The organism is Bradyrhizobium symbiodeficiens, from assembly GCF_002266465.3.
Lineage (GTDB): Bacteria > Pseudomonadota > Alphaproteobacteria > Rhizobiales > Xanthobacteraceae > Bradyrhizobium > Bradyrhizobium symbiodeficiens.
The window spans coordinates 6,237,705-6,250,246 of record NZ_CP029427.2; the positions used below are offsets into that span (position 1 = coordinate 6,237,705).

Below are 12,542 nucleotides of genomic sequence, written 5' to 3' on the forward strand. Positions count from 1 at the left end.
GTGGCCTCACGCCCCCTCGAACTGCAGCCTCGCCAGCCGCGCATAAAGCCCGTTCGCGGCCACGAGTTCGGCATGCGTGCCCTGCTCGACGATCTTGCCCTGGTCCATCACCAGGATGCGGTCGCAGGACAAGACTGTCGCGAGGCGATGCGCGATCACCAGCGTGGTGCGGTGGCGCATCAGCTCCTCCAGCGCGGTCTGCACCAGCGTCTCGCTTTCGGCGTCGAGCGCGGAGGTGGCTTCATCGAGCAGCAAGAGCGGCGCATCGCGCAGGATGGCACGCGCGATCGCGATGCGCTGGCGCTGGCCGCCGGACAGCGTCACGCCACGCTCGCCGAGCGGGGTGTCGAAGCCTTCGGGCAGGCGGCGGATGAACTCGGCGGCATGCGCGAGCTCGGCAGCGCGCTCGACCTCGGCGTCGGTCGCACCGGGCCGGCCGAAGCGGATGTTCTCGCGGGCACTGGCGGCAAACACGTTCGATTCCTGCGGCACCAGCGCGATGCGCGCGCGGAAATCGCGGGGGTCCGCGGATCTGACCGGCACGCCATCAAGCGAGATCGCCCCGCTGCGCGGGTCGTAGAAGCGCAGCAGCAGGTGGAAGATCGTGCTCTTGCCGGCGCCGGACGGACCGACGATCGCGACCTTCTCGCCGGGGCGCACCGTGAACGAGACGGCATCGAGCACCTTGACGTCGCGCCGCGCCGGATAGGCAAAGCTGACCTGATCGAAGCCGACCTCGCCGCGTCCCGGCACCGGCAGCGCGCGCGGCGTGGCGGGCGCCTTGATGTCGGGCTGCACACGCAGGATCTCGAACAGGCGCTCGGCCGCGCCTGACGCCGCCGAGACCTCGCCCCAGACTTCGCTGAGCTGGCCGAGGCCGGCCGCGGCGAACACGGCATACAGCACGAACTGACCGAGCCGGCCCGGCGAGATCGCCCCGGTGAGCACGTCATGCGAGCCGACCCAGAGGATCGCGACCACGCTTGCAAACACGATGAAGATGATGATGGCCGTGAGCACGGATCGCGCCTGGGTCGAGGTGCGCGCGGCCTCATAGGCCTGCTCGACCTCGCCGCCGAAACGCTTCTCGGCGAATGACTCGCTGGTATAGGCCTGCACGGTGCGGATGGCGCCGACCAGCTCGCCCGCATAGGCCGACGCCTCGGCCAGCGTGTCCTGCGCATTGCGCGACAGACGCCGCACCCAGCGCCCGAACGCAACCAGCGGCAGCACGATCAAGGGAATGGCCAGCAGCACGAAGCCCGACAGCTTCGGGCTCGTGATCACCATCATCGCCGTCGCGCCGAGAAACATCATGAGATTACGCAGCGCGATCGACACCGAGGCGCCGACCGCCGATTTGAGCTGGGTGGTGTCGGCGGTGAGCCGCGAGATCAATTCGCCGCTGCGTGCGGAATCGAAGAAGGCGGGAGACAGCGAGAGCAGGTGAGCGAACACGTCGCGCCTGAGGTCGGCGACGATGCGCTCGCCGATCGTCATCACGAGGTAGTAGCGCGCGGCGCTGGCGAGCGCGAGCACGCCGACCACCGCGAGCATCACCGAGAAGTAGCTGTTGATCAGCTCGATGCCCTCCGGCGTCAGGCCGAAATCGATCATCCGGCGCACCGCGACCGGCACCAGCAGCGTGGTCAATGCCGCGACCGTGAGCGCGACGAAGGCCAGCGCTGCCCGGCCGCGATAGCGGCTGACATAGGGCGCCAGCGCAAGCAGCGGCCGCAGCTTGGCGCGACCCTTGGCCGGCTCTTCGATCAGCTCGGCCTCGATCGAGGGGGTGTCCGCGGCGTTCATTCCGGGCTGATCGACATACTGGTCATCAAGCCGTTCCACTGCGCTCATGAGATCCGACCCATTGCATTCGTTTGCTCCCAATAGGCCGGTGCAAGGGTAGTGGCAAATCCGGGATGTCCCTTAGGGGCAAACCCCGGTTCGCTACCCGGGATGGCTTGTTTTGCGGGGTTTCGTGAGGTATAGACCCGCCCAAATCCGTCATTCGCTAGCCACCCAAGAAGGCGCCGGGGCGCCGAGGAATTGCCATGAAAGCCGAAATTCACCCGAACTATCATACAATTAAGGTCGTGATGACCGACGGAACCGAGTACCTGACCCGCTCGACCTGGGGCAAGGAAGGCGACACGCTGAACCTCGACATCGACCCGAAGTCGCATCCGGCCTGGACCGGCGGCAACGCCCAGATGCTGGACCGTGGCGGCCGCGTCTCGCGCTTCCAGAAGAAGTTTTCGGGCTTTCTCAAAAAGGATTGATCCGGCCCCGCAAAGGCTGGAGACGAAAACGCCCCCGCAAGCCGGGGGCGTTTTTGTTCGTGACCGTCATTCCGGGGCGCCCGAAGGGCGAGCCCGGAATCCATAGCCACGATCTTGAGTATGGATTCCGGGCCCGCGCCAAGTGGCGCGTCCCGGAATGACGACCAAGATTGTTGATAGAGCCTACCGCTCGAACGCCGCCTTCAGCGCATTGAGGTGCGGCACCAGCGGATTGCCGATCGCGATGTGTTCGGCCGGCGGGGTGTGGATGGTGGTGTCGAGGCGGCGGACGCGGGTCTGCAGGCTCATCGAACGATGGATCAGATCCTGGAGCTGCGAGGGCAGCTTCTCGATGGTATCGGCGGGGCCGGGATCGGCGGCGCTGAGCTTGACCTTGGTCTTCTCGCGGTTCGCCTGGCCTAGCGTCATCTCGCCTTCCTTCACCGCGCGATGCAACAGCAGCCAGGAGGCGAGCTGCATCAGGCGGGTGGTGAGGCGCATGCTCTCGGTCGCGTAGGTGAGGCTGACCGCACGGTCGAGCGCCTTGGCCTCGGTGCGGCCGGCGCCGTCGAGATAGGCGGCGGTCTCCTCGACGAGGTCCATGCCCTCGCGGAACAGGACGCCGAACGCCGCAGAATTGGTGAATCGCTCGCTGAGTTGAACGAGAGCGCCGTCGGCCTGCAAACGTTCCATGGTTAACGCCTCTTACGCAACTGTTTGACTGCCCGGCTTTGACAGCCGGCTTATGATGAACAAATCATTGCGCGGGCGGGACGCGGAGTCCAGTGACAAGCGCGGATATGGTTTCCGCGGGTCATCCTTCGGAATTCAACTGCAACGCGATGCAAAAAACGCAAAAAAGAGCCGCCGGAAAACCGGCGGCTTTGAAAGTTGATAACAGGGAGGCGTCAAACAGAGTGGACAGGAGCCACTCGGTGTCCAAACGAGGACAGTTCCAAGTCATAAACCCGAAAGCTTAATCGACCGTAAACGAGCGATTTTTTTGAGGGTTCGTTAGCCATGTCGGTCAGAGGCCGAGTGGCGTGCGGAACAAACTCTCACTCGTCGTTCCGGGGCGCGACGAAGTCGCGAGCCCGGAATGACGAGCGAGGAAGGTCTCGCACCGCATCCGGGACACGAGAGGGGAGCGTCGGTCTCACGACTTGAAAATGCTGTTGGCCGCGTCGCGCGAGGCGCGCTTCCTGGTGGCGGCTTCTTCCAGCCTTGCGATCTCGGACTTCAACAGCGTGACGCGCTCGGTCAGTTCCTCGACCGACAAGAGCGAGAGATCCTGTCCGATTTCATGGCTGATCTTCTTGCGCGGGCGGTCGTCGTCTTCCGTCGCCATCCTCGTTCCTCCCCTCGTCCGCGGACCGGACCACACGGCTGAGGCAGTTGCCAGTCCGGACCGCGCTGGCTAATCAAAGGCCTCGTTCATCCCCGCACCTTCACCCAAGGACACATCATGGACAAGCTGCCCGCGCAAATGACCGTGGTCGCCATCTCCAAGCCTGGCGGACCGGAGGTGCTGATCCCGGAACAGCGCGCGCTGCCGCAGCCCGGCCCCGACGAGATCCTGGTCAAGGTGATGGCTGCCGGCGTCAACCGGCCCGACGTCGCACAGCGCTCCGGGGCCTATCCGCCGCCGCCCGGCGCGAGCGACCTGCCCGGTCTTGAGATCGCCGGCGAAGTGGTTGCCGTCGGCAGCAATGCCAAGCGGCACAAGATCGGCGACAAGGTGATGTCGCTCGTTGCCGGCGGAGGCTATGCGCAGTACTGCATCGCCCAGGACGCCCAGGCGATGAGCGTTCCGCCCGCGCTATCCATGAAGGAAGCCGGCGCGCTGCCGGAAACCCTGATGACGGTCTGGCACAATGTGTTCGAGCGCGGTGGCCTCAAGTCGGGCGAGACGCTGCTGATCCATGGCGGCTCCTCCGGCATCGGCACCATGGCGATCCAGCTGGCGAAGGCGTTCGGCGCGAAGGTGTTCGTCACCGTGGGATCGCAGGACAAGATCGATGCCTGTCTCAAATTGGGCGCCGACCGCGCCATCAACTACAAGACCGAAGACTTCGTCGCCGTGGTCAAGGAAGCGACCAACAAGGAAGGCGTCAATCTGATCCTCGACATGGTCGCCGGCGAATATGTCGACCGCAATTATGATGCCGCCGCGGTCGATGGCCGGATCGTGCAGATCGCGACCCTCAACGGCCCCAAGGTCACCGTCAACATCGCCAAAGTGATGGTCAAGCGCCTGACCCATACCGGCTCGACGCTGCGCCCCCGTACTAATGCGGACAAGGCGGCGATGGTGGCCGCAATTGAAGCGAAAGTGATGCCGCTTTTGCGCGAAGGCCGGGTCAAACCGCTGATGGACAGCACTTTCCCGCTGGAAAAGGCGGCCGATGCGCACCGGCGCATGGAGACGAGCGCACATATTGGCAAAATTGTGTTGGAGGTCTAGGCCGCTGACCCACAGGCAGCGGCGGAAACCCTTTGATTCTCCTCGCTTTCGTGGCATCTATCGCGACGCACCGGACGTACCCGTTCGGTCTGAAATCGTCTTCACCTGAAGAGTTTGCGTCGAACGCGGAGAACTGACCTTGCGTCTGATCAGGTGCCTCGCGCCCATCGCGCTCGGCCTCATGATTCTCGTCGCCGCGTATCCCGCGCGCGCGCTCGACGCCGTCAGCGTCCGCAGCGACGCGCCCGCGATCGACCTCACGGGCGTGCTCGAGCATCAGCGCAGCGATGCCGACCGCATCCAGGTCTCCACCGCGCCCGGCACCGACGGCATCGTCCGCCGCATCGAGGTGCGCGCCCGCGAAGGCGGCCAGAACTGGGTGGTGTTCGCGCTCGCCAACAACACCGACGACCAGCTCGACCGGCTGATCGTCGCCCCGCATTACCGCATCGTCTCCTCGGGCCTCTTGTGGCCCGACCTCGGCCTGTCGCGCATCGCGACCATCACGCCGTCGACCGGCGACCGGCCGGAGCGGCAGGAAAGCCCGACTGCCGACGTGTTCCGCGTCACGCTCGACCCCGGCGCCGTCATCACCTTCGTCGCGGAACTGCGCACCGACAAGCTGCCGCAGCTCTATCTGTGGGAGCCGGAAGCCTACAAGGACAAGGTCAACTCGTTCACGCTGTACCAGGGCATCGTGATCGGCATCTCCGGCTTGCTCGCGCTGGTGCTGACCATTCTGTTCGTGGTCAAGGGCAGCATCATGTTCCCGGCCGCCGCGGCGCTGGCCTGGGCGGTGCTGGTCTATATCGGCGTCGATTTCGGCTTCTGGGGCAAGGTGCTCGACATGTCGAACAACGCCGAGCGCATCTGGCGCGCGGCGGGCGAGGCGATCCTGGCGGCGACGCTGCTGGTGTTCCTGTTCGCCTATCTCAATCTCAGCCGATGGCACGTGCGCTATTCGCACATCACGGTGGGCTGGCTGGCGTTCCTGGGCTCGTTGGTGGCACTGGCCCTGTTCGATCCGGCGGTGGCCTCCGGCATCGCGCGCATCTCGCTGGTGCTGATCGCCTTCGCCGGCTTCGCGCTGATCGTCTACCTCTCCACCCACGGCTTCGACCGCGCGGTGCTGTTGATCCCGACTTGGTTCCTGCTGGTGGTCTGGGTGGTCGCGGCGGGCATGACGGTCGCGGGTTCGGTGACCAACGACATCGTCGGCCCTGCCCTGCTCGGCGGCCTCGTTCTCATCGTGATGCTGATCGGCTTCACGGTGATGCAGCACGCCTTCGCCGGCGGCGGCGCCACCACCGGCGTGGTCTCCGATATCGAGCGGCGCGCCCTGGCGCTGGCCGGCTCCGGCGACCTGATCTGGGACTGGGACGTTTCCGCCGACAAGGTTTTCACCAGCCCCGAGACCGAAGCCCTGCTCGGACTGAAGCGCGGCACGCTGGAAGGCCCGGCTGCCTCCTGGCTCGAAGTGCTGCATCCGCTCGACCAGGACCGTTTCCGCGCCGCGCTCGACAGCGTGCTCGACCAGCGCCGCGGCCGCCTCGTGCAAGATTTCCGCCTGCGCACCCCCGATGGCCATTTCATGTGGTTCGCGCTCAAGGCGCGCCCGGTGGTCGGCTCCGACGGCGAGGTCTCGCGCGTGGTGGGCACGCTCACCGACGTCACCGAACTCCGCAACGCGGAAGAGCGCCTGCTGCACGATTCCGTGCATGACAACCTCACCGGCCTGCCCAACCGCAAACTGTTCATGGACCGGCTGGGCGCGGTGGCGCATTTCTCCAAGACCATGCCGACGCTGCGGCCAACGCTGATGGTGATCGACCTCGACCGCTTCAAGCAGGTCAACGATTCCGTCGGCATCGCAGTCGGTGATTCCATCCTGCTGACGCTGGCCCGCCGCCTCACCCGCATCCTGAAGCCGCAGGACACGCTGGCCCGGCTTGCCGGCGACCAGTTCGGCCTGATCCTGCTGTCGGAGCAGGACCCGGCCCGCATCACCGCCTTCGCCGAAACCATCCGCAAGACCATCCGCGCGCCGATCGCCTTCAACGAGCGCGAGATCTTCCTCACGGCGTCGATCGGCCTTGCGCTCTCCGATCCGCAAACGCAGCTGACGGACGAGATCATCAAGGATGCCGAACTTGCGATGTATCACTCCAAGCGCATCGGCGGCGACCGCATCGACGTCTACAAGCCGGCGATGCGGGCGCGGAAGACCGACCGCCTGACGCTGGAGAGCGAGCTGCGCCGCGCCATCGAGCGGCAGGAGCTCACCATCCTGTACCAGCCGATCGTGCGGCTGGAGGATCGTTCGGTCGCCGGCTTCGAAGCGCTGGTGCGCTGGGATCACCCGAAGCTCGGCCGCATGGCGCCCTCGGAATTCATCACCATCGCGGAAGAAACCGGGCTGATCGTCGACCTCGGCATGTTCGTGCTCGACCAGACCGCCAAGCAGCTTTCGATCTGGCAGCGCGCGATGCGCTCGCGCGAGCCGATCTTCGCCTCCGTCAACGTCTCGTCGCGGCAGTTGCTGCGCCACGATCTGATCCACGACATCCGCACCGTGCTGTCGCGCTCCTCGGTGGCCCGCGGCACGCTCAAGCTGGAATTGACGGAATCGCTGGTGATGGAGAATCCGGAGCACGCAGCGCAAATGCTGACGCGGATCCGCGAGCTCGGCACAGGGCTGTCGCTCGACGATTTCGGCACCGGCCATTCGTCGCTGGCCTATCTGCAGCGCTTCCCGTTCGACACCATCAAGATCGACCAGTCCTTCGTGCGCACCACCAACCGCGGCACCCGCCCGGTGATCCTGAAGTCGATCATCGCGCTCGCGCATGACCTCGGCATGGACGTGGTGGCCGAAGGCGCCGAGACCGATTCCGACGCGGTCGAGCTCTACCAGATGGGCTGCGAATACGCGCAGGGCTTCGCCTTCGGCGAGCCGATGGACGCGGACGCCGCGATGCGGCTGCTGACGGAAGTGCGGCTGGAAGCCGCGAGCTGATCTTCGCTACCGCGAGTCCGGTGTCGTAGGGTGGGCAAAGGCGCGAAGCGCCGTGCCCACCAATCTTTCCGATGACGAAGAGATGGTGGACACACTCCGTTTTGCCCCCCTACGATACTGCACTCGTCAGCAGCGGGCGAAACCGCCTGCGCCCTACCCCGGCCGCCGCCCGTCCTTCTTCATCTTCGTGAACCGCACGCTCTGGCCGTCCGGCATCCGCACGGCCTTGAACCCCGCGGCGAGGCAGGCTTCGCGTTGCGGCATCTGGATGTCGGGGCTGCGCAGGCTGTCCCACCATGAGGCACGGTTGGCCGCGCGCGGCAAGGCGGCGCCGATGATCTCCTCGATCTGTTCGAAGCTCAGGACGAATTCGGCCTGCTTCTGCCGCAGCAGATAGTCGCGCAACGCGTCGTAGTCGTTCACATCAGTCCTCTCGTCCGAAACCCAGATCCGGCCACACGAGGCTGCCCAAAACCGTGCGCCGCATAAACCGATTCTTAACTCATTGCGACGGCGCCGTCCTTCCTTAAACACTGCGCAAGCTTTCCGGCGCATCCACTAGGGGATCGGGAGCAAACGATGCTGTCTGGATGGCGCGACGTCACGGCCCGCCGGCCGTGGCGGATTTCGGCGAAGCTGCTGATCATCTCGTCCGTGGTGACGGTGATCGGCTTTTCCGCCATTTGCGTCAACGTCATGCTCGACATGCGCCGGGGCGAGGAGGCGCTCGCCCGCCAGACGCTGGAGAACCTGGCGACGACCATCGAGTCGGACATCGGCCGCAATATCGAGATCTACGACCTGGCGCTGAAGGCGGTCGCCAGCAACATGCTGCTGCCCGAGCTCGCGACCGTGTCGAAGCCGATCCGTCACCTCATCCTGTTCGACCATGCCATGACCGCCAGGCATTTCGGCGCCATCCAGGTGTTCGATGCCGGGGGCAGGCTGACGATCGACGCCTCCACGCTCGATCCTGCACCGGAGAACCGGAGCGAGGAGGACTACTTCAAGGTCCATCGCGACAACCCCGGAGCCGGACTGTTCGTCAGCCGCCCCATGCTGTTTCGCGGCGCCTATTCGATCGTGCTGAGCCGGCGCATCAGCGACACCGATGGCGGCTTCATGGGCGTCGTCGCCGGTTCGATCCGCTTCAGCTATTTCCACGAATTGTTCGACCGGCTCAACCTCGGCCCCGAAGACACCATCACCGTGCTCAACCGCGACCGCACCATCATGATGCGGCGGCCGTTCGACCTCGACGTGATCGGCAAGAACCTTGGCACGCGCCAGGACTGGAAGGCGGACAATCTGCGCGCCGGCAGCGCCTATGCCGGCCAGGGCCCCGTCGACACGACCCCGAGGCTGTATGTTCGAAGCAGCGGCACGAGCCCACTGTTCGTCGTTGCCGGCAAGCCCTTGAGCGCAGTGTTCGAACTGTGGCGGACGGAGGCTTACCGGATCGGTGCCGTGGTGGTGGCGCTCATCCTGTTCGTGCTGGGATCGACGCTCGTGCTCGCGCGCGAGATCGGCCGCCGCGCCGAAGCCGAGCGCAAGCTCGAGGAGATGGCGACGACGGACGCGCTCACCGGCCTGCGAAACCGCCGCAAGTTCGATTCCGTCATCGACGTCGAATGGCGGCGCGCCATGCGCCAGAAGGCGCCGGTCGCGCTGTTGATGATCGATGCCGATCACTTCAAGGCCTATAACGACACCTTCGGCCACCAGGCCGGCGACCAGGTGCTGGTCGGCATCGCCATCTGCATTTCCGATTCGGTGAGCCGGGCCGGCGACTGCGCCGCACGCTATGGCGGCGAGGAATTCGCCGTGCTGCTGCCGAACACGTCGGCAACCGACGCCTTCAAGGTCGCCGAGACGATCCGCGCAAAGGTGCAGGGTTGGTCCGACGACGAGGTGATTTCGACGGTGTCCTGCGGCGTCGCCAGCCTCGTTCCTTCCGCCGGCATGGACTGGGCGATCCTGGTCACCGCCGCCGACAAGGCGCTCTATGCGGCGAAGGCCGGCGGACGGAATCAGTCGGTGGTCGCGAGCGTGCCGAAGCTGTCGCTGGTGGCGTGAGACACACTACTCACTGCGGTTGCGCGCGACGCAATCCGCAACAGCCTCGGTGTCGTCCCCGCGAAGGCGGGGACCCATAACCCCAGGGAAAAGTTTGGCGAAGACTCGTCGTTCAGTACTGCTGTCAAACGCGATCGATGGATCACGCGGTATGGGTCCCCGCCTTCGCGGGGACGACAGCGGAATGTGTGGCAGCTACTGCCCCAGATATTTCTTCATCTCCGCGATAAGTCCGTCGCGCAGTTCCGGGCGCTTCAGACCGTAGGCGATGTTGGCGCGGAGGAAGCCGGGCTTGGAGCCGCAATCATGGCGCTCGCCCTCGAACTCGACGCCGTAGAATTTCTGCGATTTGGCGAGCCCGATCATGGCGTCGGTGAGCTGGATCTCGCCGCCGGCGCCGCGCTCCTGAGTCTCGAGGATCTTGAAGATCTCGGGCTGGAGGATGTAGCGGCCGGTGATCGAGAGATTGGAGGGCGCGGTGCCCTTGGCAGGCTTCTCGACCATGCCGTCGACCTCGAACATCTTGCCGTTGCGCTTGCCGACGCCGCAGATGCCGTATTGATGGGTGAGATGGTCGGGCACCGCCTCGACCGCGACCAGATTGGATTTCTCGCCGAGCGTCGAGGCCGTCTCGATCATCTGCTTGAGGCAGCCGGGCGAGTTGAGCACGAGCTCGTCGGGCAGCACGACGGCGAACGGCTCGTTGCCGACGATGTCGCGCGCGCACCAGACCGCGTGACCGAGGCCCAGCGGCGCCTGCTGGCGGGTGAAGCTGACGGCGCCGGCTTCGGGCTGGTTCTGCGCCAGGACGTCCTGCTCGGCCTTCTTGCCGCGCGCGGCCAGCGTGGCGTCGAGCTCGTACATCCGGTCGAAATGGTCTTCGATGACACTCTTGTTGCGGCCGGTGACGAAGATGAAGTGCTCGATGCCGGCCTCCCGCGCCTCGTCATAGACGTACTGGATCAGCGGCTTGTCGACGATGGTGAGCATTTCCTTCGGCATCGCCTTGGTGGCGGGCAGGACACGGGTGCCGAGGCCGGCGACGGGGAATACGGCTTTGCGAATTTTCATGTGATCGTTTCGAATACCTGGGGGCACATGGGAACGAAGCTGGGAACTGAGCAATGGCAACTTGCTAGCCTGTTTGCAGCCGCCAACAAAGGCGGATGTGGGGCCTCACCCGCGCAGAGTTAAGAAAAAGGCCGCCACCAAAATTTTACCTTTGTTAAGCTATTGGCAACCGTAACCGGGCCTCCTGATGCCGGATTTTTCAGGCCGATGGGTGGGACATGACGCAATTGGTGGCAGGACAGGCAAGACGGGCGGGATCCGTGACCGGCGCGGCGATGATCGCGGCGGCTTTGCTGCTGCCCGTCAGCGCACACGCCCAGACGCAGAACGGCCTGTCCAACCTGTTCGGCGGCATCTTCTCGGGTGCGAACCCGGCGCCCTCGCAAGCACCGCCCGGTCCTGGCGGCGCCCTCCCCTGGAGCGGCGAGGACGGCGCTTCCGGCCATCCGCTGATGACGGCCGCGGCGATCCGCGAGGCGGCCTCCAATTTCAACAATTGCGTCGCCGCGATGTGGCCGGATGCCGCACGGCGCGGCGTCACGCAGGAGAATTTTCAGCGCTTCACGGCCGGGCTTTCGCCCGATCTGCGCATCATGGACCTCATGGACTCGCAGCCGGAGTTCACCAAGTCGATCTGGGACTATCTCGACATCCTCGTGAACGACAACCGCCTCGCCAAGGGCCGCGAGGTGCTCGCCAAATACAAGGCGCAGTTCGACGCCACCGAAAAGGCCACCGGCGTCGACCGTTACATCATCGCCTCGATCTGGGGCATCGAGTCCAATTACTCGACGCAGATGGGCGACCGCAGCGTGCTGCAATCGACCGCCACGCTGGCCTGCATCGGCCGCCGCCAGGCCTATTTCAAGGACGAGTTCCTCTCCGCGCTGGAGATCGTCAACCGCGGCGATCTCCGGCCGGAGCAGATGCGCGGCTCCTGGGCCGGCGCGTTCGGTCCGACCCAGTTCATGCCGACCGCCTTCAAACGGTTTGCCGTCGATGGCGATGGCGATGGCAGACGCGACGTCGTCGACAATCCCACTGACCTGATTGCATCGACCGCCAACAACCTCAAGAAAGACGGCTGGCAGGCCGGCCAGACCTGGGGCTTCGAGGTCGTGGTGCCCAAGGGCTTCAACTACATGCTGGCCGACCGCGCCAAGGCGATGCCGATCGCGCAATGGGAGAAGCTCGGGCTCAAGCGGGCGACCGGCCTGCCATTCCCGCATCCGGGGGAAAAAGCCTATTTGCTGGCCCCCGCCGGCGCGCAGGGGCCGGGCTTCCTGATGCTGCAGAATTACCGGGTCATCATGAAGTACAACCCGGCCGAGGCCTACGCGCTGGCGATCGGCCATTTCGCCGACCGCCTGCGCGGAGGGCAGCCCTTCGTGCAGCCCTGGCCGCGGCAGGAACGCGAGCTGTCCCGCACCGAGCGGCTGGAGCTGCAGCAAATTCTGGCCCAGCGCGGCTTCTACAAGGGCACCCCGGACGGCCAGTTCGGCGGCCAGACCCGGGAAGCCCTGCGCAATTTCCAGGCCTCGATCGGAGTACCCGCGGACGGTTTTGCCTCCTCCGACGCACTGGAACGGCTACGCGGACGGTAAAATCGCGCCGAAAGTAACCCTGAACAGGG

10 protein-coding genes are annotated in these 12,542 nt (G+C 65.4%); 5 read left to right on the forward strand and 5 right to left on the reverse strand.

The window, feature by feature from the left end; translation table 11 throughout:
- Positions 1-6 precede the first annotated feature (6 nt).
- Complete coding sequence (locus CIT39_RS29385; RefSeq protein WP_094976776.1) at positions 7-1,857, reverse strand: ABC transporter ATP-binding protein/permease; 1,851 nt, start codon at positions 1,855-1,857, stop codon at positions 7-9.
- A gap of 197 nt (positions 1,858-2,054) precedes the next feature.
- Between CIT39_RS29385 and rpmE the strand changes: the two genes are divergently transcribed.
- Positions 2,055-2,282, forward strand: a complete 228-nt coding sequence (gene rpmE / locus CIT39_RS29390) for a 50S ribosomal protein L31 (RefSeq protein ID WP_008137002.1) — start codon at positions 2,055-2,057, stop codon at positions 2,280-2,282.
- 183 nt (positions 2,283-2,465) lie between these two features.
- On the opposite strand, the gene rcdA is transcribed toward rpmE, so the two are convergent.
- Both rcdA and CIT39_RS29400 read right to left on the reverse strand, forming a co-directional pair.
- Complete coding sequence (rcdA, locus tag CIT39_RS29395) at positions 2,466-2,975, reverse strand: protease adaptor protein RcdA (protein WP_094976775.1); 510 nt, start codon at positions 2,973-2,975, stop codon at positions 2,466-2,468.
- A gap of 463 nt (positions 2,976-3,438) precedes the next feature.
- Positions 3,439-3,630 (reverse strand): DUF1192 domain-containing protein, encoded by a 192-nt coding sequence (locus tag CIT39_RS29400; RefSeq protein ID WP_094976774.1) that lies wholly within the window; start codon positions 3,628-3,630, stop codon positions 3,439-3,441.
- Positions 3,631-3,747: 117 nt separating this feature from the next.
- Between CIT39_RS29400 and CIT39_RS29405 the strand changes: the two genes are divergently transcribed.
- Both CIT39_RS29405 and CIT39_RS29410 read left to right on the forward strand, forming a co-directional pair.
- Positions 3,748-4,746, forward strand: coding sequence for an NAD(P)H-quinone oxidoreductase (locus CIT39_RS29405; RefSeq protein WP_094976773.1), 999 nt, complete (start codon positions 3,748-3,750; stop codon positions 4,744-4,746).
- A gap of 139 nt (positions 4,747-4,885) precedes the next feature.
- The gene (locus CIT39_RS29410) at positions 4,886-7,762 is read left to right on the forward strand and encodes an EAL domain-containing protein (RefSeq protein ID WP_162308747.1); all 2,877 of its coding nucleotides are present in this window, start codon (positions 4,886-4,888) and stop codon (positions 7,760-7,762) included.
- A 153-nt stretch (positions 7,763-7,915) separates the two neighbouring features.
- Here the strand turns inward: CIT39_RS29410 and CIT39_RS29415 are convergent, their stop codons facing one another.
- On the reverse strand, positions 7,916-8,185 hold the full coding sequence (locus CIT39_RS29415; protein ID WP_094976772.1) for a DUF7662 domain-containing protein: 270 nt from the start codon (positions 8,183-8,185) through the stop codon (positions 7,916-7,918).
- A 156-nt stretch (positions 8,186-8,341) separates the two neighbouring features.
- Between CIT39_RS29415 and CIT39_RS29420 the strand changes: the two genes are divergently transcribed.
- Positions 8,342-9,838, forward strand: a complete 1,497-nt coding sequence (locus tag CIT39_RS29420) for a sensor domain-containing diguanylate cyclase (RefSeq protein WP_094976771.1) — start codon at positions 8,342-8,344, stop codon at positions 9,836-9,838.
- Positions 9,839-10,033: 195 nt separating this feature from the next.
- Here the strand turns inward: CIT39_RS29420 and CIT39_RS29425 are convergent, their stop codons facing one another.
- Positions 10,034-10,909, reverse strand: a complete 876-nt coding sequence (locus CIT39_RS29425; RefSeq protein WP_094893300.1) for a UTP--glucose-1-phosphate uridylyltransferase — start codon at positions 10,907-10,909, stop codon at positions 10,034-10,036.
- Between the two features lie 218 nt (positions 10,910-11,127).
- On the opposite strand from CIT39_RS29425, the gene CIT39_RS29430 reads away from it, so the two are divergent.
- Positions 11,128-12,513, forward strand: a complete 1,386-nt coding sequence (locus CIT39_RS29430; RefSeq protein ID WP_181955123.1) for a lytic murein transglycosylase — start codon at positions 11,128-11,130, stop codon at positions 12,511-12,513.
- Positions 12,514-12,542 lie beyond the last annotated feature (29 nt).

Bases quoted from the DNA above. Each gene is read 5' to 3' on its own strand.
- CIT39_RS29405 (WP_094976773.1), top strand. From the start codon at position 3,748: ATGGACAAGCTGCCCGCGCAAATGACCGTGGTCGCCATCTCCAAGCCT.
- rpmE (WP_008137002.1), top strand. From the start codon at position 2,055: ATGAAAGCCGAAATTCACCCGAACTATCATACAATTAAGGTCGTGATG.
- CIT39_RS29430 (WP_181955123.1), top strand. From the start codon at position 11,128: ATGACGCAATTGGTGGCAGGACAGGCAAGACGGGCGGGATCCGTGACC.
- CIT39_RS29400 (WP_094976774.1), bottom strand. From the start codon at position 3,630: ATGGCGACGGAAGACGACGACCGCCCGCGCAAGAAGATCAGCCATGAA.
- CIT39_RS29425 (WP_094893300.1), bottom strand. From the start codon at position 10,909: ATGAAAATTCGCAAAGCCGTATTCCCCGTCGCCGGCCTCGGCACCCGT.
- rcdA (WP_094976775.1), bottom strand. From the start codon at position 2,975: ATGGAACGTTTGCAGGCCGACGGCGCTCTCGTTCAACTCAGCGAGCGA.
- CIT39_RS29420 (WP_094976771.1), top strand. From the start codon at position 8,342: ATGCTGTCTGGATGGCGCGACGTCACGGCCCGCCGGCCGTGGCGGATT.
- CIT39_RS29385 (WP_094976776.1), bottom strand. From the start codon at position 1,857: ATGAGCGCAGTGGAACGGCTTGATGACCAGTATGTCGATCAGCCCGGA.